This is a genomic window from Pseudoalteromonas rubra (assembly GCF_000238295.3).
GTDB lineage: Bacteria > Pseudomonadota > Gammaproteobacteria > Enterobacterales > Alteromonadaceae > Pseudoalteromonas > Pseudoalteromonas rubra.
Map to the genome: position 1 here is coordinate 97,254 of NZ_AHCD03000035.1, position 20,708 is coordinate 117,961.

General features: G+C 46.7%; 14 protein-coding genes. 12 read left to right on the top strand and 2 right to left on the bottom strand.

Going from position 1 to position 20,708, the window contains the following annotated elements:
• Position 1 precedes the first annotated feature (1 nt).
• The 4 genes from PRUB_RS11440 (at position 2) to PRUB_RS11455 (ending at position 3,977) form a co-directional block, all read left to right on the top strand.
• Positions 2-478 carry an eCIS core domain-containing protein gene (locus tag PRUB_RS11440; protein WP_010386079.1) on the top strand — a complete coding sequence of 159 codons (477 nt, stop codon included), beginning with the start codon at positions 2-4 and terminating at the stop codon, positions 476-478.
• 45 nt (positions 479-523) lie between these two features.
• Entirely contained in the window at positions 524-829 is a 306-nt protein-coding gene (locus tag PRUB_RS11445) for an H-type lectin domain-containing protein (RefSeq protein ID WP_010386081.1), read from the top strand.
• Between the two features lie 82 nt (positions 830-911).
• Positions 912-1,706, top strand: a complete 795-nt coding sequence (locus tag PRUB_RS11450) for a hypothetical protein (protein WP_010386082.1) — start codon at positions 912-914, stop codon at positions 1,704-1,706.
• A gap of 438 nt (positions 1,707-2,144) precedes the next feature.
• Positions 2,145-3,977, top strand: a complete 1,833-nt coding sequence (locus PRUB_RS11455) for a hypothetical protein (RefSeq protein WP_010386083.1) — start codon at positions 2,145-2,147, stop codon at positions 3,975-3,977.
• A gap of 438 nt (positions 3,978-4,415) precedes the next feature.
• Here the strand turns inward: PRUB_RS11455 and PRUB_RS11460 are convergent, their stop codons facing one another.
• Entirely contained in the window at positions 4,416-4,931 is a 516-nt protein-coding gene (locus tag PRUB_RS11460; protein WP_010386084.1) for a jacalin-like lectin, read from the bottom strand.
• Positions 4,932-5,529: 598 nt separating this feature from the next.
• On the opposite strand from PRUB_RS11460, the gene PRUB_RS11465 reads away from it, so the two are divergent.
• The 8 genes from PRUB_RS11465 (at position 5,530) to PRUB_RS11500 (ending at position 20,195) form a co-directional block, all read left to right on the top strand.
• Positions 5,530-7,389 (top strand): pesticin C-terminus-like muramidase, encoded by a 1,860-nt coding sequence (locus tag PRUB_RS11465; protein WP_010386085.1) that lies wholly within the window; start codon positions 5,530-5,532, stop codon positions 7,387-7,389.
• An 18-nt stretch (positions 7,390-7,407) separates the two neighbouring features.
• On the top strand, positions 7,408-7,863 hold the full coding sequence (locus tag PRUB_RS11470) for a hypothetical protein (RefSeq protein ID WP_010386086.1): 456 nt from the start codon (positions 7,408-7,410) through the stop codon (positions 7,861-7,863).
• Between the two features lie 18 nt (positions 7,864-7,881).
• Positions 7,882-8,193, top strand: a complete 312-nt coding sequence (locus tag PRUB_RS11475) for a hypothetical protein (protein ID WP_010386087.1) — start codon at positions 7,882-7,884, stop codon at positions 8,191-8,193.
• A gap of 835 nt (positions 8,194-9,028) precedes the next feature.
• Positions 9,029-12,190 carry a glycosyl hydrolase family 18 protein gene (locus PRUB_RS11480; RefSeq protein WP_010386089.1) on the top strand — a complete coding sequence of 1,054 codons (3,162 nt, stop codon included), beginning with the start codon at positions 9,029-9,031 and terminating at the stop codon, positions 12,188-12,190.
• A 48-nt stretch (positions 12,191-12,238) separates the two neighbouring features.
• Entirely contained in the window at positions 12,239-13,828 is a 1,590-nt protein-coding gene (locus tag PRUB_RS11485; RefSeq protein ID WP_010386091.1) for a lytic polysaccharide monooxygenase, read from the top strand.
• A 19-nt stretch (positions 13,829-13,847) separates the two neighbouring features.
• Positions 13,848-16,490 carry a glycosyl hydrolase family 18 protein gene (locus PRUB_RS11490; RefSeq protein WP_010386092.1) on the top strand — a complete coding sequence of 881 codons (2,643 nt, stop codon included), beginning with the start codon at positions 13,848-13,850 and terminating at the stop codon, positions 16,488-16,490.
• An 83-nt stretch (positions 16,491-16,573) separates the two neighbouring features.
• On the top strand, positions 16,574-19,330 hold the full coding sequence (locus PRUB_RS11495; RefSeq protein ID WP_010386093.1) for an Ig-like domain-containing protein: 2,757 nt from the start codon (positions 16,574-16,576) through the stop codon (positions 19,328-19,330).
• Positions 19,331-19,478: 148 nt separating this feature from the next.
• Positions 19,479-20,195, top strand: a complete 717-nt coding sequence (locus tag PRUB_RS11500) for a hypothetical protein (RefSeq protein ID WP_010386094.1) — start codon at positions 19,479-19,481, stop codon at positions 20,193-20,195.
• A 99-nt stretch (positions 20,196-20,294) separates the two neighbouring features.
• Here PRUB_RS11500 and PRUB_RS11505 read toward each other — a convergent pair whose 3' ends face one another.
• A complete protein-coding gene (locus PRUB_RS11505) occupies positions 20,295-20,702 on the bottom strand; it encodes a type 2 periplasmic-binding domain-containing protein (protein WP_010386095.1) in 408 nt (135 codons plus the stop codon).
• Between the last annotated feature and the right edge of the window lie 6 nt (positions 20,703-20,708).

Sequence of the window (20,708 nt, forward strand, 5' to 3'; positions counted from 1 at the left end):
TATGCACACTAAAATGCACCAGCAAACCCTGAGTCAACAAAGGTCTAGGTTGAGTAAAGCAGGAAACAGCGCAATGGCAGCACAACTTATGGCCAGCCCTTTAATGCAGCGCCGTAGCCAAGAGCAACAAGCGCTGTTTGCCCCCATTCAGCGCAACAACACCGGCTTGCCAGATAACCTGAAATCGGGAATGGAAACCTTATCAGGTTACAGCCTGGATCATGTACGGGTGCACTATAACTCATCTAAACCCGCTGCCGTTCAGGCTCATGCTTACGCACAGGGCAGCGACATTCACCTGGCCTCCGGGCAGGAAAAACACCTCCCGCATGAACTAGGCCATGTAGTGCAACAAATGCAAGGGCGGGTAAATCCCACCACATCAGTGGGAGGCATGGCCGTAAATGACAGCCCCGCGCTTGAAAGAGAGGCCGACGTTATGGGCGCAAAAGCCCTGCAAATGGCTGCGAAAAGTTAGCCTGTCGAATTTCAAAACTCTACAGGATTAAAAAAGAGGTAAAGCATGTTTCAGGTAGTGGGAAAGGTTGCGAGTGATGGTAGCAAGCGAAGTGGCGCGGGGTTTAGTAGTGAAAAACTCAGGCCGGGTGAAACGAAAGGGCATTACCAGGTTACTTTCAATGACCCCTTTGTTAGTGAACCCGTTATTTTGGTGACCGCCAATGTTAAACAGCAAGGCAATTACGATGTGGCCTTTAACGCGACGGTACATAGCGCCGACACGGATAAGTTTGAAGTGCAAATACAAAGCCCGGAAACACCACTCGAGTGTGGCTTTGATTTTATTGCGATTGGTGTGCTTGAACAATGAGGTATACACGCTTCAGGGAGGGCAGATATAGATAATCAAAACTCCCTTCAATAGGCAACAGACGAACTAAAAGGTCAAAAATATGTACATACAAATGGAAAAGTCAAACGAAACAATGGACCGAGGCGTTGCGCATTCAATCCACCAGAAACATAGCGGCGTGAGAGGCGGTTATGTTTTTGCGGATAACAGGAGTAAAAACCGAATGTATGTAAGGCCATATGCAAATAGGCAACTTGAAGAAAGTGCGCTGCAACTTAAGGGGAGCAACCAACAAGTTCTGCAGATGGAGAGGTGGTTTTCTCGTGTATTCAATGCTGTGCTGAGGAGTAATATAGATGCGGCAGATACAATCCTAAGCAGCCTTCAAACCATAGTTTTTGGAATACTGAAATACACAAATAACGATACAGACAAAGGGGCGCTTATAGCGACATTATGCTTACAAACACTGCATCTTATAGCGTCTGTGCTCGTGCTAATTAAAGAATTTAAAACTGCAAAATCAGGGCGAATGGCAAAGGCTGTGAGCATTGTTGATGGGCTTGCACAGGTGACAGCGCTGGTATCGGCAATCATGGCATACAGACATTCAGAAGGTGACCCTACTGGTATCAGTGAAGCGACTTGGGTGCTTATTGCTACGTGTGCATCAGGAATGTCAACTTTATTAAAAGGAATAAAAATGTGCATAAGCCCTAAACCGGGGCAAGGAGAGCAGCAGGCTCAACAGTTGCAAGACGACGCACAGCAAAATCAGCACCAGGTCAACTTGTTAATAGAAAACAATGATCAGATAGAAGGCAATAACGACGTGGAAAGTGAACATGAATCTGAAGGAAACGAGACTGTGTACCATAGCTTTGAAAATAATTGAAGTATTTAGATGCAAGGGACAAGCGACTAGGGAATAGCAAACTTATAACGAGAGAGTCAGAGTGTACCAATTCGGAGCAGGTAAGTTAGATCTTTTAGGTTATCGTATACAGCCCAAATAAGCAAGATGCGTGTGACCCACTTATGGTATTTCAGACATCCTGCTTTCCACTTAAATTTTCTCCAGATTAATTTGTGGGTCAGGAGTGGGGTTGAGGTCGATTTGGAAAATATTGTGATAGAAGCGCAGTTGAAATGGCAAGCGCGGAAAGAGGAATGAGCTTTTAACGCCTGATTTGGGTGTTAACAGACCACCAGTAGAAAAAGAGATAGTCGGGATAAAGGCCACTCGGCCATGTTGTGGCCTAATGAGGTTGTTGTAGGCAACTAAAGGAAGCCTATAACATCGAATAAAGCCAATTTTAAAAAGGTTTGAGATATGTATGTACCAGTCGAGAAACTAAAAGAAAATAAAAGTCGGGCGATAGCTAAAACTACTGCTTGTACAAAAAGTAATGACAAGCAAAGTTTCGTATTTTTGGATAATCGGCCTGAGGCTATAACGCAACGAAAAGTGCAACCACTAGCCAACCTTTCTTCTTCGTTACCAATTCAGAAAAAAGACAATAATACTGGACTACATAACAATCTGAAGGACTTTAATTCTAACCATGTTTCAACAATGCAACTACGTGCGGTTACGTTAGTTGAAGATGCTGACCGAGCAGGTGAATTGGGGGTCAGGGAAATTCGTAACATTACGATGGTAGGTAGACCTCCAGGTATATGGAGTAATACCATGGGGGCTCACACGACTGCATACCAAATGTATAAAGATGCTTTAAGGAGAAGTTTGATAAATCTGACATTACCTGAGGCGGTCCAAACACTTCATAACAATGTTATTGCTCACGAGGCAGTTTACATGGGCAGATTAAGGAACGATGGTGTTGGATCGCCACGAGAGAAATATAACGCTGAACGACAACTATATAACAACATACACGCGCTGGCGATACAGGTGGGGGGGGCGACAACGGCACGTATTGGGAAGATGATTGAGCATTATTTGAACTTAAATGAACTTCTTGCGGGTACTGCGTATAATACTGGACCAGGCGCGAACCCAGGCCGTGGTGAAGCCTCTTATGCAAAGGCTTTGCGGGCAATTGATGCTAGAATGCAGGGAGGGGAGGCGGCACCTGCAAACTTACGACAGGTGGTACAAGCTGCTGTTACGGGTCTGTATGATAGAGTGATGGATTTGGCGCCTGATAATAAAATCCAAGGTAATACATCAGCGGCAGTAGGGCAGACGGCAATGAATATTCGGTCGGACGCAGGGCAAAGGTTCACCAATACTTTTGAAGCGGCGTATCCTAGGGTCGCAGAAGCAGCTACGATACTAGGGTTTGGGCCAGATCAGCGACTGGAGTACGCGCGGACTCATGCAAGAGAGGACGTTGTGTGGGGAGCTGGGATGGGAACTATTGACCAGCAAAGAGACGCTATTACATTGCGTTATGGGGAACAGGGTAACCGTCAAGACACATTTGAAATTGATTTTGATCAAAATGCTCAAAGAAAGATAACACGCCTCGAGTTTGAGGGAAGACCCGAGGTTCCCTTCCAAGATAATAGTGAAGGGCAGCATACCACTGCATGGGTTGTGATCCGGAACTGGATGACCACACAATTGATGGATAAAAATGTGAATTCTGGGCTTACTAGATTAAAACGGTTTATGAATACTTTCCTGGATGATGTTACGGTACAAGGGCTTTGGAATGTAGGAGATGTGACTGATGGATATGCACATGATAAAGATCAAGCTTCTTGGAATGCAGAACGAGACGCTATCACGGCACGTATAGCAGAGATAAAAACGAGGCCGGAGCTGAAAAATTGGGAAATAGGAGGTCGTGAAATATTGCTTCGCGTATTGAATCTTTATGCAAGAACGCCATTTTCTGCTGTACAGTCTCAAGGAAAAGCAGGAGGCGAGGCTGAATATGTACATTGGCTGATAAACAATAAAACATCTAAAGGTAAAAAGCTGGAATCCGGAGATTTAGAGTATGCAGCTATTAGATTGTACGATTTCAGGGCGGGTGATAATGCGAGGCAGCAGCAGGAGGGAGGACCTGAAGAAAAAAAATTGTTACACCGACACCTGAAATTTATCCAAGAAGCATTCCCGACTAACGGCAATAGTATCAAATTTAATAAATTGCAAAAAGCAATGGAAGAAAGAAAAGAGGAAATAGATTGATTTACTTACTGAAAAGTAAAAGAGAGTATTGTAAGTCAATTTTTTTGTTCTATCTTGGCGTCAGTGACCTAAGCCCATAACAAAACCTAAAAATCATTAAAACGCTTTTTAGTCCAACCGTTATAGGTAATAGGAATATTAAAAAATGTCAAAGTGTCAAGTCACTTGTTTTACAATACTCGAGAGGCTGTCAAGATTTTTTGTCACACACTATGCCAATACAGGTCTTTATTGAGGGCAAAGCGACAAAGACACTTATTACACAGTTTTTTAGCCAAGCTTTATATGTACTAGCTCAGACTTTACCTGACAGTTGCCCGTTTTTCAATCGGTGACTGTCAGGCTAGATCTGGGCGAGTACAAATTTTGGCTGGCACAGAATGCAGAACACACTCTGCCTACCTCATATTTAATTGTAGCTGTGTGCCATAGATTTAACTAAGAACCTTCAATATCGCTTGTTCTGAAATTGCCAGTAAACCCAACTGTAAATATTACGTTTTCCTCATAGCTTCCTGAAATGCCATATACCTGTCCATCAGGGTGTGCGATACTAAATGAGCTGTTGGTTGCACCTTCTGACAATTCACTTCCATAATATCCCGAATCATCTCCGTTCTTAGTAACAAACTTAATGCCGCTCAGAGCAGTATCCCAGCCACCACCAGGGGGGGAGTACACACAGAAAACCTTGTTAATATAGTCACCTTCTGATAAGGCAAAAGTACTTACTTGTGAAGCATAGATAATTCCAGGGCTACTTCCGGGCTCGCCATTGCCTATCATTTCCGACCAATCACTTTCCGTTGTATTATTTCTCCATTTAAGTTGTATACCTGTAACTTGAACAAAGCCATTGTCCGTTGTGAACCAATGAACTCTTACTTTACTAATCTTGACGTCGTTTCCAAACGGTAGTGTTGGAATAAGCGCTTTACAAACATGTCTAGTCATAATGTCTCCATTTATATAGAAGTTGCTCTAAAACACTAACAATAACAAGATGCCAGTGTTGATTTCTGATTGGCTAATTTGTTTTTTATTAAGTAGCTGGTTTGGTTTGTTTGATTTAATTTATTTTCCTTTATGATTATAGTGTTCTTGATCCTTTAAAATAATAAGCTATTTTTTAAGGGGTGTTTTTAGTTTTTTATATGGGGTCTTTTTCTAAGCGTGCTGTCTAAAAATCAGATTTTTATTCGTTGCTATAAATCGGTGAGCAAGCATATTTATATTAAAAGAGAATTTAAGTAAAACCATTACACAGAGGTTACACGAGAGGGGAACGGTACTGGACTCGAAAAAAATTATGTTTTGCAACTAAAATCAAGATCATATAAAGCGGTCAAGCCGCTTGCTTCATTACACTTTTTATAGGCGCGCGCAACGTATAAAGCAGCCTGAACCGTCATTTTGGCTTCTTTATCTCTCATATCATATGAGCAATAAAGAATGAGTGCGTTTAGCAAAGCAGCGAGTGCACAATTCAAAGGATCCTGGGTGTTGGAACCGTTTATCATACTGGTTATAGTTTCGGTGAACGGATTTGACGATGACCAATAAATTTGTTGAGAGTTTACTCGATGAGCTGGATGCCATGGTGCTGTACGCTACGGGGAATGGTGAGTCTGTTCCTTCTGAGGTGGTGGTACACGTTTTTCATATGCAGCAAAAGTTGGCGGCAATGAATAGTGGGTCAGCTGCGAACAGCGAAGCGGGCAGTGATGGGTTCAATGAAGAAGAGCTCTCCAGGCTGTCCTGTCACCATGCAGAAATGACGGTATTGATTGAGCCTGCTCGTCCTAAATCCGTTGCACTGTTAAAAAAAGATGCAGATAACCCAACCTGGTTACATTTTCTGGGTGCGGTGCCATTAATTCGGAAGTTATCAGTTTTGGCCGTTATCTTTTTGCTATTGATAATAGGTACAGCTACATCACCTACGGTGAATACTGACACATTAAATAGCGGTTTGTTTAAATCAAGTGGCCTGACGCTATTATTGAATCAACTATTTCTTTTAAGCTGTGCCGGGTTAGGTGCTACATTTGGTTGTTTGCACAAGCTTAGCGAATATATAAAAGTCGGCACTTATGACCCGAAATTTGACTCCTCCTATTGGATCCGAGTGGTAATGGGTTTAATAGCTGGGCTAATTATCTCTGAATTATTACCGCTTAATTCTATCAGCGGCGAGCAAGTATCGGGACTGGAGCAATTCGATAAACCAGTTGCAGCCTTGTTGGGGGGCTTCTCTGCTGACTTAATCTACCGAATTTTGAACCGTTTTATTGAGCTGGCAAATCAACTGTTTTCCGGTGGTCGTCAATCTGAGGGATCTGAAGTTGCTAAAATGAAGCAGCAGATAAGAAAGCTAAATCAGGTGTCAGAAAAGACGTCTTCCAACGTACATAGACACAATAATCGCTCTTATGATTTTCACAATAACGAAGTTGATACCTCAACCTTTCATCCGTCGGGTCGCGGCGAAATTGCCGGACAGAACCTCTCCGAACTTGTGGTGTCACAACCACTCGCAAAACCCGAACAGGCAGTAGGAATACCTGTAGGAGCATATATGTCCGATGCAGTGAAGTCAGAGTTAGAAGTCACAGGCGCATCACTAGTAAATCGTGAAGGTGGCGTACGCCCGGAGCAAGAGCATGCAACTAGTTTGTCTTCAGAAGCCAGCCAATCTGATAATTCAATTCTGGATCAATTTTCAAATAACAATGGTGTCGAACTTGCAAAGATGAGTTCGCAAAGGTTAGGTTCAGAGCTTTCAGAACCGACAAGCTCGACAAACACGTTAAATACACCGCTTGTATCAGGCAGCGCGCTTACTTATGACGCTGAGGGTACAGAAGGTGGGAAGTTTCATAGCCGAAAGCTCCATGTTCCGAGTAACAATTCCGGACTCACACTGGGTCGTGGCTTTGACATGAAGGCGAGAAGCTCAGACAAAATCAACAGTATGTTAGCAATGGCGGGCGTATCCGAACAGCACTCAAATGTCTTGTCTAAAGCGTCAGGCTTATCTGGTAAGGAAGCGCAGCAATTTATTTTAGATCATAACTTGACTGATTTTGAAATTAGCGAACAAACGCAAATCAAGTTGTTTAACGCTACCTATGAAGAGATGGTGGCAGATGTACAGCGGATATGTGCTAAACCAGATTGTGTTGAAGCTTATGGTCGCGTCGATTGGCAGCACCTGGACGATAAGATAAAAACGGTACTTATCGACCTCAGGTATCGAGGAGACTATGACTCTCGCAGCCGAAAGCGCGTGCAGCAGTATATCGCTGAAAACAACCTAGCCCAATTCCGGGAATGCATTGAGGACAAAGTGTTGTGGTCAGGCGTACCTGTGGATCGCTTTAACCGCAGAGTGGAATTTATAAATTCGTAATTATTAGGACTTAAGAAAATGACAAAGGGTATACAAGGGCGATACAGAACGTTGCTCAGAATGAAACAGGTGGTACTTGTATATTGTTGTGTGTTTATGACCGCTTGCCAACTTGTTCCTGTGGCAAGTTACGAGCCCGAAGTTCGCAACTTGTTAGTCAGGACCTCTGTTGAAGTAGATTTTTTTTGGCGAAATATGCGTAGCATTGATGTCTCGGCGCGTCAGTTTGAACGTTTTAGCAAGATGTACACGGACATAGAGAAAGATATTATGGCAATCCGACAGTTCAATTTGTTACGTGAGAACAACAGTGAAAGTATTCGTCAGTCTGAGATTCTGCTTGAGCTCTGGCGGAAAGACCGAGCTTCACATCAATCATCCAACGGGTTCAGTAACTTTAAAATTAAGCGGCGTTTAAATGAGTACCAACGCGTATTTAACGCCATGATGGCGGGCGAAAGCGCGAAAATATAGAAAATAGAAGGGATTAACATGCAAATAAACTTAAACGATGTGTTGGCTGATATGGCTGACTCAATGAATACGGAACTCGTTGCCGGTGGCGCTGAGATGGGGCAGTTTGCTTTACAGGCACTGCAAGAGAAGGAAGCCTCCATTCGCGAGTTGTACATGGCACTGCAAACTGGAGAGCTTAGTCCGAGCGAACTTGATGAGGAGCTGAAGCGTGAAATGCTTGTTTTCGAGGTGGAGGCATTAAGCTTGCAAACTATGAATAAAGTAATGTGGGCAAAAGCAATTAACGCTGCAGCGGGGGCGTTAATAAAGGTCGCGATGCCAGTGTAAAGTTTTGCTCTGGTATTATTTTTAGTTTCCTGGTCATGCAGGTTTAGCCATGCTGCCACAGACTCTTTCCTTACCTTAATCAGACCTGCTTTATCGCTTCGAAATTCGACATACCCTGGCTCATCGAACAGATGACTACGCCTGTCTGACTCGATACTTTTGTGGCTTCTTGCACTTATACCAATTTCACTTAATACCTGTTCAATTTGAAGGAGCAAATATGACGCTAGCGGCGTTAAAAGTTTCTCATTTAGAACCTTATACCTTAAACATAGATTCGCAAATTTTCTGTCTCGCCTATATAGATGTAGGTGCCTTAGCGATAGCAGGACGCGGGAGCGGTGTTGTTGACTCTATTTTCTCGCATCAAAATAGAACACTTAAATAAGCAAATTGGTATCGTGCGCAGACTTTGAACATTGTTTATTTTTTGATAACGCCTTATTTTTTGTGAATATATCGTATTGAACTATGCAGTAAATATTGCATTTTTACAGTCCTAAAGCATTATCATTTAAAAATTTAGCCATCCTTACGGCTGTTCTTACCAGTGCGCTTTGTAAATGTATTGATACAAGATGGAACCTTCCAAATACCCCGGCATTCATAAATATGCAACAAATAAATAATCTTATTATTTATCATATATATAGTGATAATTTGTATTGATATCGCTGTGCTTTTAACAGTAAAAATGTACTAGATTATTATTGTTGCCTAGTCACTTGTTATGTTTTTTTGTCTCGATAAACTTCATCCGCCTGCATCTGAGATAGAGATGTAATGAAGTTCTATTGATGTCAGGTTAAAAATAAAAACAAGTGAGGATGCATTTATGCAACTAGTTAACATAAAAAAGCCAACCGTTAAGCTTAGTGCAATAGCGCTAGCATTAATGGCACACCACGCGAGTGCGGCGGTGGATTGTAATGAGATACCTCAGTGGCAGGCAGGACAGGTGTATACATCTGGCCAGCAAGTGCAACAAGATAACATAGCTTATCGGGCAAACTGGTGGAACCGTTCATCACCTAAGCTTCGCTCTGGCCAATGGCAGGAGTGGCGTAAACTCGGTGAATGCCAGGGAGGTGAGCAACCTAATCAATCACCTGTGATTGACATGGAGCAACCGGGTAGTGATATGAGCGTGACGGAAGGCGAAAAGCTTCAGTTCGTTTTCAGTGCACATGACAGCGATGGCATCGTCAGACAGGTTTCTGTGTATCACAATGACGCTTTGGTGAAAGTACTGGACGAGGCCCCATACGTGCTCAACTGGAAGGCACGCGTCGGGGATCACGTTTTCCATGCTGTTGCGATTGATGACGATGGTGCAAAGTCGGTATCAGCAAAACGTACTGTTCAGGTAGCAGCATTGCCGCCGGGAGAAAAAAATACCGCTCCTGTCTCACGCCTCACAGCTGAATTGCCCAATGAACTGGAAGTGGGTAGCAAGGTCCGGTTGACACTGCGAAGTCACGACAAAGAAAATGACCGCTTAACACAGGTGTTGACGTTGAATGGTCAAGAGATCAAGCGTACTGAGCTTGCGCAAGCACATTACGAGTGGTCAGCTGCATCGGCCGGGCGTCATGAATTTACTTTGCAGGCAACTGACGAGCATGGCCTGGTGTCAGAAACCATCACGCGTACTTTTATTGTGAAAGCGCCGGGTGACGATAAAACCAGCCAGTTGGATTGTTTGCCTGCCGGTTTATATCGCACACCTGGCGTAACCAGTGCTTATTGTGATGTGTACGATAGCGAAGGTCGGGAGAAAATGGGGGCAGATCATCCACGGCGCGTGATTGGTTACTTTACCAGCTGGCGGCATGGTAAAAATAATCAGCCAAGTTATCTGGTCAATGATATCCCATGGGACAAGATCACCCATATTAACTATGCCTTTGCCCATGTAAACAGTCAGAATGAATTGAGTATTGGTGACCCCAAAGCTGAAGGCAACGCTGCGACCAACATGACGTGGCCGGGTGAGGCGGGTGCTGAAATGGACCCAAGTCTGCCCTATACCGGACATTTTAACTTGTTAAACCGCTACAAAAAGCAGTATCCACACGTCAAAACGATGATTTCTGTGGGTGGCTGGGCTGAAACCGGCGGTTACTTCGATGAAACCGGGACGCGCGTTAACAATGGTGGTTTTTACACTATGACCACCCATGCCGACGGCAGTGTGAATCATGAAGGGATACAAGCGTTTGTTGCCAGCTCTGTGGCTTTCCTACGTCAGTACGGGTTTGATGGCCTGGATATTGACTACGAATATCCGTCGTCAATGAAAGACTCGGGTCACCCTGATGATTTTGACATCAGTAACCAGCGTCGTGCTGGCCTGAATAAGTCTTATCAGGTGCTGATGAAATCTTTGCGTGAAGCGCTGGATAAAGCGGGTGAGCAGGATGGTAAGCACTACATGCTGACCATAGCGTCTCCTTCTTCGGGTTACTTGTTAAGAGGCATGGAAACGTTTCAGACTGCACAGTACCTGGATTTTGTGAACATCATGAGTTACGACCTGCACGGTGCCTGGAATGACCATGTTGGCCACAACGCGCCTTTGTATGATACCGGTAAAGACACTGAACTGAAAACCTGGAATGTATACGGTACCAAGGAGTTTGGTGGAATTGGTTACCTCAACACAGACTGGGCCGTGAATTATTTCAGAGGTGCATTGCCAGCCGGGCGGATCAACATAGGTATTCCCTATTACACCCGTGGATTTAAGGATGTGCGTGGTGGTGAAAATGGTCTTTGGGGTCGTGCGCCATTGCCTGATCAAAACGCCTGTCCGAAAGGAACAGGGATCGGTGAGAAGAACAAATGTGGTAACGGTGCCATTGGCATCGACAACCTGTGGCATGACATTGAAAATGGTCAGGAAGTCGCTGCCGGGTCGAACCCCTTATGGCACGCTAAAAACCTGCAACATGGCATCAATCCAAGTTATCTGGCTGACTATGGCCTGACGCCTGCTACAGATCCGGATGATGTGATGCGAGGCGACTATGTGCGGCATTACGATGACATCGCTGTCGCTCCCTGGTTGTACAATGCACAGAAAAAAGTCTTCTTGTCGATGGAAGATACTGAATCCATGCAAACCAAGCTTAATTATGTGCTTGAAAAAGGCCTGGGTGGCGTGATGTTCTGGGAGCTTGCAGGCGACTTTGACTATCATGCACAGAAAGGTGAGTACTTCATGGGGTCAACCATGACCAGTCTCGCCTACAACACTTTCAATCAAAGTGGCACAGACTACGCCACGGTGCAGGGCGATGCAGAGTTTGTTGTGCCTGAGTCAGCGGTTGATATTCGCTTTAGCGCCAAAGACTTCCCGGTTGGCGATCAGAACTACCCGATCAGACCCACATTCGCGTTCACCAACCACTCAGAGCTGGATCTCAGCGGGGCGACAATCAGCTTCAATGTGCCAGTCTCAACCTCTGCGATCTTCAAGTCCAACTGGAATGCTCGCAAAAAGCTGGGCATGAAAGTAGAGCATGATGCCAGCAATACACGCGGTAACAACATTGGTGGCTTTGACAACGCATTCCATCGTTTTTCAATCACCCTGAAAAACGAGTGGGGCGGTCAGCTGGAATCGTTTAAACCAGGCGAGACCGTGAATGCTCAGGTTATGTACTACATGCCGATCACGGGGCCGGTCAATTTTGTCATTGAAAAAGGTGGCAAACAATACGCCTTCAGTAGCGAATATCCTCAGTTGCCTGTAGCGAAAAAATCGGATGACACTTCCGGTGGTAACCCTCCATCCGGCACGCTTTGCGAGGGGGTTGAGCTGAGTAATATCAATCATTATCCACAGTGGCCGCGCACCAACTGGGCCGGTACACCAAGCCATGCGCTCGGTGGCGATATGCTGATCCATAACGGTTACGTCTACAAAGCCAAGTGGTGGACTAATGCCACGCCGTCTAATGGTGGTGCCTGGCAGCAGGTTTGCTCGCTGTAATCCTCAATAAATAGCGGTGGCATAGCTGCCACCGCAGGAGATAACCCTATGAAATATAATAAAACCCTATCGGCTCTCGCCGTGGGGATGAGCTTGGCTGCTGCCAATCAGGCATTAGCGCATGGCTATATGGACTTTCCTATGGCCCGTCAGGCGATTTGTCAGGAGCAGGGCGGATTCTGGTGGCCAAAAGATGGTTCTAAGATCCCCAATGCTGCCTGCCGTGCCGCATTTTTGAAATCCGGCCATGTACAGTTTATTCAAAAGCATGAATTTGCTGTCAATACGGCGAATTTTAACGATCAAAGCGCGGTTGAGGCGAATATTCCTGATGGCACTTTGTGTCATGCCGGCGATAAAAACAAAGCGGGCATGGGCTTACCCTCAAAAGACTGGCAGACAACCCCAGTAACGGTCGACAGTCAGGGACAAGTTAAAATTCGTTATCGGGCTACAACACCACACAACCCCAGTTTTTGGCAGTTTTATCTGACCAAGCCGGGTGTTGATTTTAAAAACAAAGCACTTAGCTGGGCTGATCTCGAACTGGTACAAAGCCATGGCAATATCGAATTTTTTATGGCACCCGATGGTAAACGTTACTACGAGATGAAAGTCGCCATTCCCGAGCGTTTTTCGGGGGACGCGATCCTTTACAGTCGCTGGCAGCGGGACGATGTAGTCGGAGAAGGTTTTTACAACTGTAGTGACATTACCATTGTCAGGGGAGCAGAACCTCAGCCACCACAAAGCTGGCACAGCGCCGGGTATTATGTACGTCAGGGGCAGCAAGCGCATGTTGGCGATACGGTATGGATGCGCGTGTTCGATACCAATGGTAAAGAGTTGATCCAGGAAAAGCTCACTATTACTGAGCCTCATCACACCAACTGGCCTGAGTATTTCGCGACTCAGCTCAATGAGGCGTTTGCTTCGCTGATCCGTATTGGCGTGCAGGATGAACATGGCAATATTCACTTTGATGCAACTAGCCTGGCGAGTAATCAGGTTTTTGTTACTGATCAGACGCATAGCTTCAACCTCAGTGTGGTGGCTAAACCTGCGAATACACCACCTACGGTACATACCCCGGCAATATTGACTGTACAGGAAGAGCAAAGCGCTCATTTGCATGTGCATGCTTTCGATGATCAGCAAAGCACACTGCATTTCGACTGGCAGCTGCCGGCTCAGATCAGTTACACCGGCACCGGCTCAACCATCACAGTCACGGCCCCACAGGTTGATAAAGACACGCAGTTTAGTGGCAAGGTCACCGTCTCTGACGGACAGCTAAGCACCTCAGTCAATGTGGTCATTGCTGTGACTAATCAGGATACCACTCCGACACCGCCTGAGAGCGATGCCTGGCAGGCGGATAAGGTTTATACCGGTGGAGACATTGTGAGCTTTAACGGCAGTCAATACCGGGCCAAGTGGTGGGTTCGCGGACAGCGGCCAGACAGCAGCTATGCCTGGGAGCGCATAGCATCACCTTCTGAACCTCAAGACCAATGGCAAGCCTCAGTGGCTTACGCGGGTGGTGCCGTTGTGCGTTACCAGGGTCAACGTTATCAGGCCCGTTGGTGGACCCGAGGGCAGCAACCAGGCAAGCACAATGTGTGGAAAAAACTATAACAATTCAAGAGGAAAAAACATGTTTAACTATTTAATCAGCGCGGCCGCAGTCGCATCAGCGTTATCAGTAGCGACAGCTGTCGCCGCACCATCAACCCCGAGCATCAACTGGAAACCGCAAAATTACTCGTTTGTTGACGTCAACATTTACGGCAGAGGCTCCTACAAACAGCTGATCCAGGCCAAAGAAGTGGTCGATATCGCCATCGAATGGAATGCCTGGTCGGGCAAAGGAGGGGACAGCTACAAAGTGTACTTTGATGACAAGGTGGTTAATGAAGGGCAGCTGGCGAAAGGCACCACCAGCGGGGTGATCCGCTTCCCTTATCATAAATCGGGCCGTCATGAATTGCGCATTGCATTGTGTGATGCGTCGGGCTGCGCCACCTCTGCCAGTAAGCCCATCGTAATTGCGGATACTGATGGTGGACACCTGGAACCACTCAAGCTGAACGTCAACCCCAATAACAAGCAATATGACACCGACCCCAATACCGTGGTGGGAGCCTATTTTGTCGAGTGGGGCATATACGGCCGCAACTTTGATGTAACGCAGCTCCCGGCGGATAACCTGACTCACCTGTTGTATGGCTTCATTCCTATCTGTGGGCCGAATGACTCGCTGGCAGAAATTGAAAATGGCAATAGTCTGCGCGCGTTAAAGCTGGCGTGTGGCAGCTCTGAAGATTATGAAGTGGTGATCCACGACCCCTGGGCTGCAGTGCAAAAAGCCCTGCCGGGGATCAGCAGTAAAGATCCAATTCGCGGTACCTACGCGCAATTAATGGCGCTTAAACAGCGAAACCCGGACCTGAAGATCTTACCTTCGGTGGGTGGCTGGACTTTATCCGATCCCTTCTTTGACTTTACGGACAAAGCAAATCGCGACACCTTTGTCAGGTCAATGCGCGAGTTCCTGACGACCTGGAAATTCTATGATGGTGTGGATATAGACTGGGAATTCCCGGGCGGTGATGGTGCCCACCCTGACTTAGGTGCAAGTACGGATGGTGAAACCTATGTCTTACTGATGAAAGAGCTCAGAGTGATGTTGGATGAGCTGGAAGCCCAGACGGGTCGTGACTATGAACTGACATCAGCCATTGGTACTGGCTGGGACAAAATCGAAGATGTTGATTATCGCGATGCTGCGCAGTACATGGATTACATCTTTGCCATGACTTATGACTTTTACGGTGGCTGGAACAATGAAACAGGCCATCAGACGGGTATTTACTGTGGTTCACACCTCAGTTCAGAAGAATGTCAGGGTACCGGGTTAGATGAGCAAGGGGAGGCAAGAAAAGGCCCTGCTTATACTCTGGATAATGCAATTCAGTTATTACTTAAGCAAGGTGTTCCCAGTGAAAAGCTAGTAGTCGGTGCAGCCATGTACGGTCGTGGCTGGGAAGGTGTTTATCCGAACAATGCCCAAATTGCAGATAATCCGATGACCGCGCCGGCCAATGGTAAGTTGCGTGGCAGCACGTCACAGGGCATTTGGGAAGCCGGTGTCATTGATTATAAAGGACTCAAGGCACACATGATTGGCAGTGATGAGCAGGGAATTAATGGCTTTGAAGTGGGTTATGACACCACAGCCGAAGCGGCTTATGTTTGGAACCGAGATACAGGCACCCTGGTGACTTATGACAGCCCGCGTTCCGTCAGAGCAAAGGGCCAATATGTCCGTGAACACAATCTGGGCGGTTTGTTTGCCTGGGAAATTGATGCGGATAACGGTGATATTCTCAATGCGATGCACGAAGGATTGGCCGGGAAAGTGACTGAACCGGTACCAGTGAACAAAGCACCAGTAGTCACTATGCCGACTAACCTGACGCTGGCGGCGGGTGACATTTATATTCTGACTGCCGATGCGCGCGACCCCGAAGGTCAAGCTCTGATCTATCGCTGGTCAGGTGATGCTCAACTGAATCTGCAAAGCGAGGATGACAGCGTTATCGTAACGGCGCCGAATGTCACTCAGGATGCGGTGTATACGGTTAACTTGCAGGTTTCCGATGGGGTGAACCAGGTACAGCGACAGGTCAAAGTACTGGTAAAAGCGCCGGTGGTTGAAAATAAAGCCCCCGTTGTTGGAGACATAGCGAGTATTAGCCTGGATGAAAAGTCCAGCAAAACGCTGACTGTGGGTGCCACTGATCCGGAAGGTAAAGCATTGAGCTATAGTTGGCATGTGCCGGGTCATACCATCAGCGGCCAGGGCGCATCGGTCACTCTGAACGCCTCTGAAGTGGAAAAAACACAGACTGTGACCGGCACTGTGACCGTCAGTGATGGCGTCCACGAAGTGCAGCGTCAGTTTAACGTCACCGTGAAAAACCTGGCTGATACGCCTGATCCGACGCCTGGCGATGGCAAAACCACCTGGGATGCCAGCAAAGTGTATGTAGGCGGTGACAAGGTGTTTTACAAAGGCGTTGAATATCGCGCTCGCTGGTGGACACAGGGAGCGACGCCTTCCAACGGGGGCGTATGGCAGGAAATCATTCCGGACGACGGCAAAGTGCGAGCCTGGCGCAGTGACCTGGTTTATACCGGTGGAGACAAAGTAACACACGGCGGAGAAACCTGGCAGGCACGCTGGTGGACCCGAGGTCAGACGCCAGGCACTAACGGTGTGTGGCGCAAGCTATAAATTAACCCGCTGTTATGGATAACCCGATTAGCGCAGGGATGCGCTTCCAACTAATAAAAACAACGAACAATAAGAGTATAATCATGTACAAATTATCACCCATAGCGTCTTTTCTCGGTGCGATGAGCGTGTTTGGTGCCGCAGCCAGCACAGCACCAGTGAGCATTCATAGCGATCAGCAACTTGAGTCACAGCTCATTGAGCAGCTACAACAATCAACGCGTTTTTTCCAATCTCGTCAGGCAGGCACGCAGTCTGGGCTGGAATTTAAAACCCACAGCCGCAGCAAAGATGGCAAACACCTTCGTCGTAGCCAGTATTATCAGGGGGTCCGCGTACACGGTGGGGAAATTGTCACTCACCATGATGCACAAAACCTGCTTAGTGTATGGTTTTCACCTGAGGGGGATATCACTGGAGTGAGTGGTTCAGTGGTACCGGCACCTAAGCTGGATTCAGTTGTTGCGTCAATTGATGAAACACAAGCTCTGAGTAGTGCAAAGAGCAGTATTGCGGATCTATTGCTCACGCACGATGAGCAGGTTGAACTGGTGGTTTATCCTTACCAGAATGGCTTTAGATTGGCATACATGGTCACTTTCTTTGCTGAGACAGAGCAAGCCCCCAGCAGACCGGAGTTTTTCATTGATGCACACAGTGCCGAGATCCTGAGTCATGTTGAGACTCTGACCCATGGAAAAATTGGTACGGGCCCCGGCGGCAATGAGAAAATAGGCCGCCATTATTACGGTGACGATATGCCTAAATTTTATGCGACGGAGCGTGATGACGGACGTTGTGCGCTGGCGCATGATGACATTCGTGTGATCGATATGGAACATGACATCAGCAATACCGAGACCTTCGTGTTTGATTGTCATGAGAATCAGCATAAGTCAGTCAATGGTGCCTATTCTCCCCTTAATGATGCGATGTATTATGGTAAAGCGACGCTGGAGATGTTTGATGACTGGTACAGCAGCCGCGCACTGGAAGGCGATTTGGTGATGCGGGTGCACTACCGGGAAAATTATCTCAATGCGTTCTGGAATGGCAAAGAAGTGACGTTTGGTGATGGCAACTTGTCTCGTTATGGCGTATATCCTTTCACATCGCTGGGCGTGGTCGCCCATGAAATTGCCCATGGCGTGACTTCGCAAAACTCAAAGCTGGTTTATAGCAGCATGTCAGGTGGGGTGAACGAGGCGTTTTCAGACATGACGTCGGAGGCACTGGAATGCTTTTTGAATCAAGACGCCGATGGCAATTGTGAAGTGGATTGGTTAATCGGTGCCAGCATTTTCAAAAACCGCACAGCGCTGCGTTATATGGATGATCCAACCAAAGACGGCAAGTCTATTGGTCATGCGGATGATTACACCATAGGGCTCGACGTTCATTACAGTTCAGGGGTATTCAACAAAGCTTTCTATTTATTGTCTACCACACCAGGCTGGGGCGTAAAAAAAGCCTATGAGGTGATGTTGCATGCAAATAAACACTACTGGGTGTACAACGGTAATTTTGAGTCGCTGGCTTGCGGTGTAACGGATGCAGCCGAAGAGTTGGGTTATGATATCAAGGACGTTGGCGCGGCATTTAAACAGGTCGGCGTGTTTGCCTGTACAGAAAATAAAGCCCCTGAAATCACCATAACGAACCCGGGTGAGGGCGGACGTTTTAAGATTAACTCAGCGCTGACTTTCAGTGCCGATGCGCAAGATGACTATGGTGAAGTTGCTAAAGTAACCTTTATAGTAAATGGTGAGCAATACCAGACATTAACCGAGGCGCCTTTTGAGGTACGCTGGCAAAGCGATCAAACCGGGACGTATCAACTGAGTGCGGTAGTGGAAGACAATGAAGGCTTGCGCGTGACCTCTGAGCCTGTGCAGTTTACGTTAATCGACCCGAGTCAATGTCAGACACCCCAATGGCAGGAAAGTCAGGTCTATGTGCAGGGTAATAAAGCCGCCTTTGATGGCTATGAATACACCGCTAAATGGTGGAATCGCGGTCAAAGTCCTGCGCATAATTCGGGTTCCTGGGGAGTATGGCAACGCGGCGTTGAGTGTGGGCTGACTCAAGAACAGCCAAACCAGGCACCTGAGCTGACTTTCTTGTCACCAGCAAATAATCTCGAAGTCACAGAAGGTAGCCGGGTAGCGGTGGCACTAAGCGCAACCGATCAGGATGGTGAAGTGCAAGAGGTGCTGATCAGCGTAAATGGCCAGCTATTGACCGAACTTACCCGAGCACCTTACGCGTTCAATTTTAATGCTCAGCAAGCTGGCGAGTACACCTTGAGTGCCGTTGCAGTGGATGATGACGGTGCGCGCTCTCACGTTGTAACACGGGCTATCAAAGTGACACCCAGTCAGGATGAGGCAAATGCGCCGGAGGTGGTTTTAACTAGCCCCAAAAATGGTAGTCAGTTTGCCCCTGAACAGCCCATTATGCTTCAGGTTCAAGCGTCGGATAAAGATGGTGATTTGGCTCAGGTCCGATATTTCATAAACGGCAAACAAGTCGCAAGCAGCAATCTGGAGCCTTTCAGTGCGTCGACGACTCTGAGCGAGGCAGGGACCTACGAGCTGTATGCCGTGGCCAGCGATAAGAGCGGTTTGCAAACACGTTCAGCCACACACCAAATTGGCATCAAAGCGAAGGCACCAGGCTGCCGGACTGGTGCCTGGTCTGCTGGCACTGTATATACTGCTGGCGATCAGGTGAGCCATAACGGCAAACTGTACCAGGCAAAATGGTGGACACGTAATCAAGTTCCGGCTGATTACTCAAGCCGCTGGGCAGTGTGGAAAGTAATTGGGGAGTGCAAGTAATCAACACAGGGCCTGAACTGCTTTCGTATCAGGCCCATTTTACCCGTTGCGTAATGAGACATACGGTAACATTAAATAACACGCAACTGGTTGGACACTATCATACACCCAGATAGAATGCCGCGCAGAGCTTGTTTAAGGAAAAATAATGAAGAAACACACATTCATAGCATTCATATTATCGGGTATTCTGGTTGGTTGCGGGTCTGGCAACAGAGAGACCACGTCAGGTATAACAGGGCCTGTAACGCCACCGAAACCGAGTGAAAAAAGCACTAAGATAGTCACTCAGGGATTTGAAGTGAGCATCTATAATCGACTGGCTGAGCAAGATGCAGACGATCCTGAGTACAATCGAGATACACCTTATAAGGTGAATGAACCTGTCACTTATCGGGATATCGTATTTGGCCTCGATACACAAACAGAGTCGGTCAAATTGGCGTCCGGGTTTGGCACATTTATACCTTTTCAGTTGATCTCTAAAGCCTATGCTTTGTCGCCGATCCCCCCTCAGACAGAAGAAAGTATTGTATCATTGGATATCACTTCAGCAGTGGATTTTAGTCAGCAATACCCCTCCGGGAGCAATCTGAATGCATTATTTTCGGTGACTTATGATGATTCGCTCAACAGATATTATTCTTATCATAACGACACAAAAACGTTTTTCACAGTGGATGAGTTTTTGCAATACGGTCGCGATGGAGAGGCGTTGAACGCAGGCTTTACACGCAATCTGGTGTTAAATACAGGACCTGAGTATCCTGTAAACATGACTTTTTATATCAGGATAGAATTGGATAACGGGAAAGTCTTCTCGTTAGAGACACAAGAGATAACCTTTCAGGTTCTGGACGAATAAGGTAGGAACAATTCAGTGCTGTTTAATACAAGCGCTGCCACGTGAAAGCCGGTTCAGATAAACCGGCTTAAGACTGATAAAAAAGTACGCTCAGGGCTGCTAAAACTGCTGCACCACTTTCACGGCATCAGTGACCGAATCGGAAGAGACAAAGCCAATTGTATCCGGATTTGCGGAGACCATTTTGATGACTTCCGCGTCATTAGAAACTTCCTTAGGTGGTGTGCCCTTACCGGTAAAGATGAGTTTAGACCAATATGCCTTGAGCTGAGCTGAAGACTTATTGAGTGCTTTGCTGTTAAACTCATCGGTGATTGGGTTACCCGGCTCTTGTGACACCGGGATCGCTTTATTCCCATTGGAAAAAGATTTCTCTTTGCCAGTAAAAATACGGTTGATTGTTGAGGTATCAAAGCTACTGCCGTTGCTGGGGTGAACAATCACGGATACGCCAGCATAAGCGTTAAAAGCCGACGACAATAGCACTGCGTATATTAAATTTCTCATGTCATT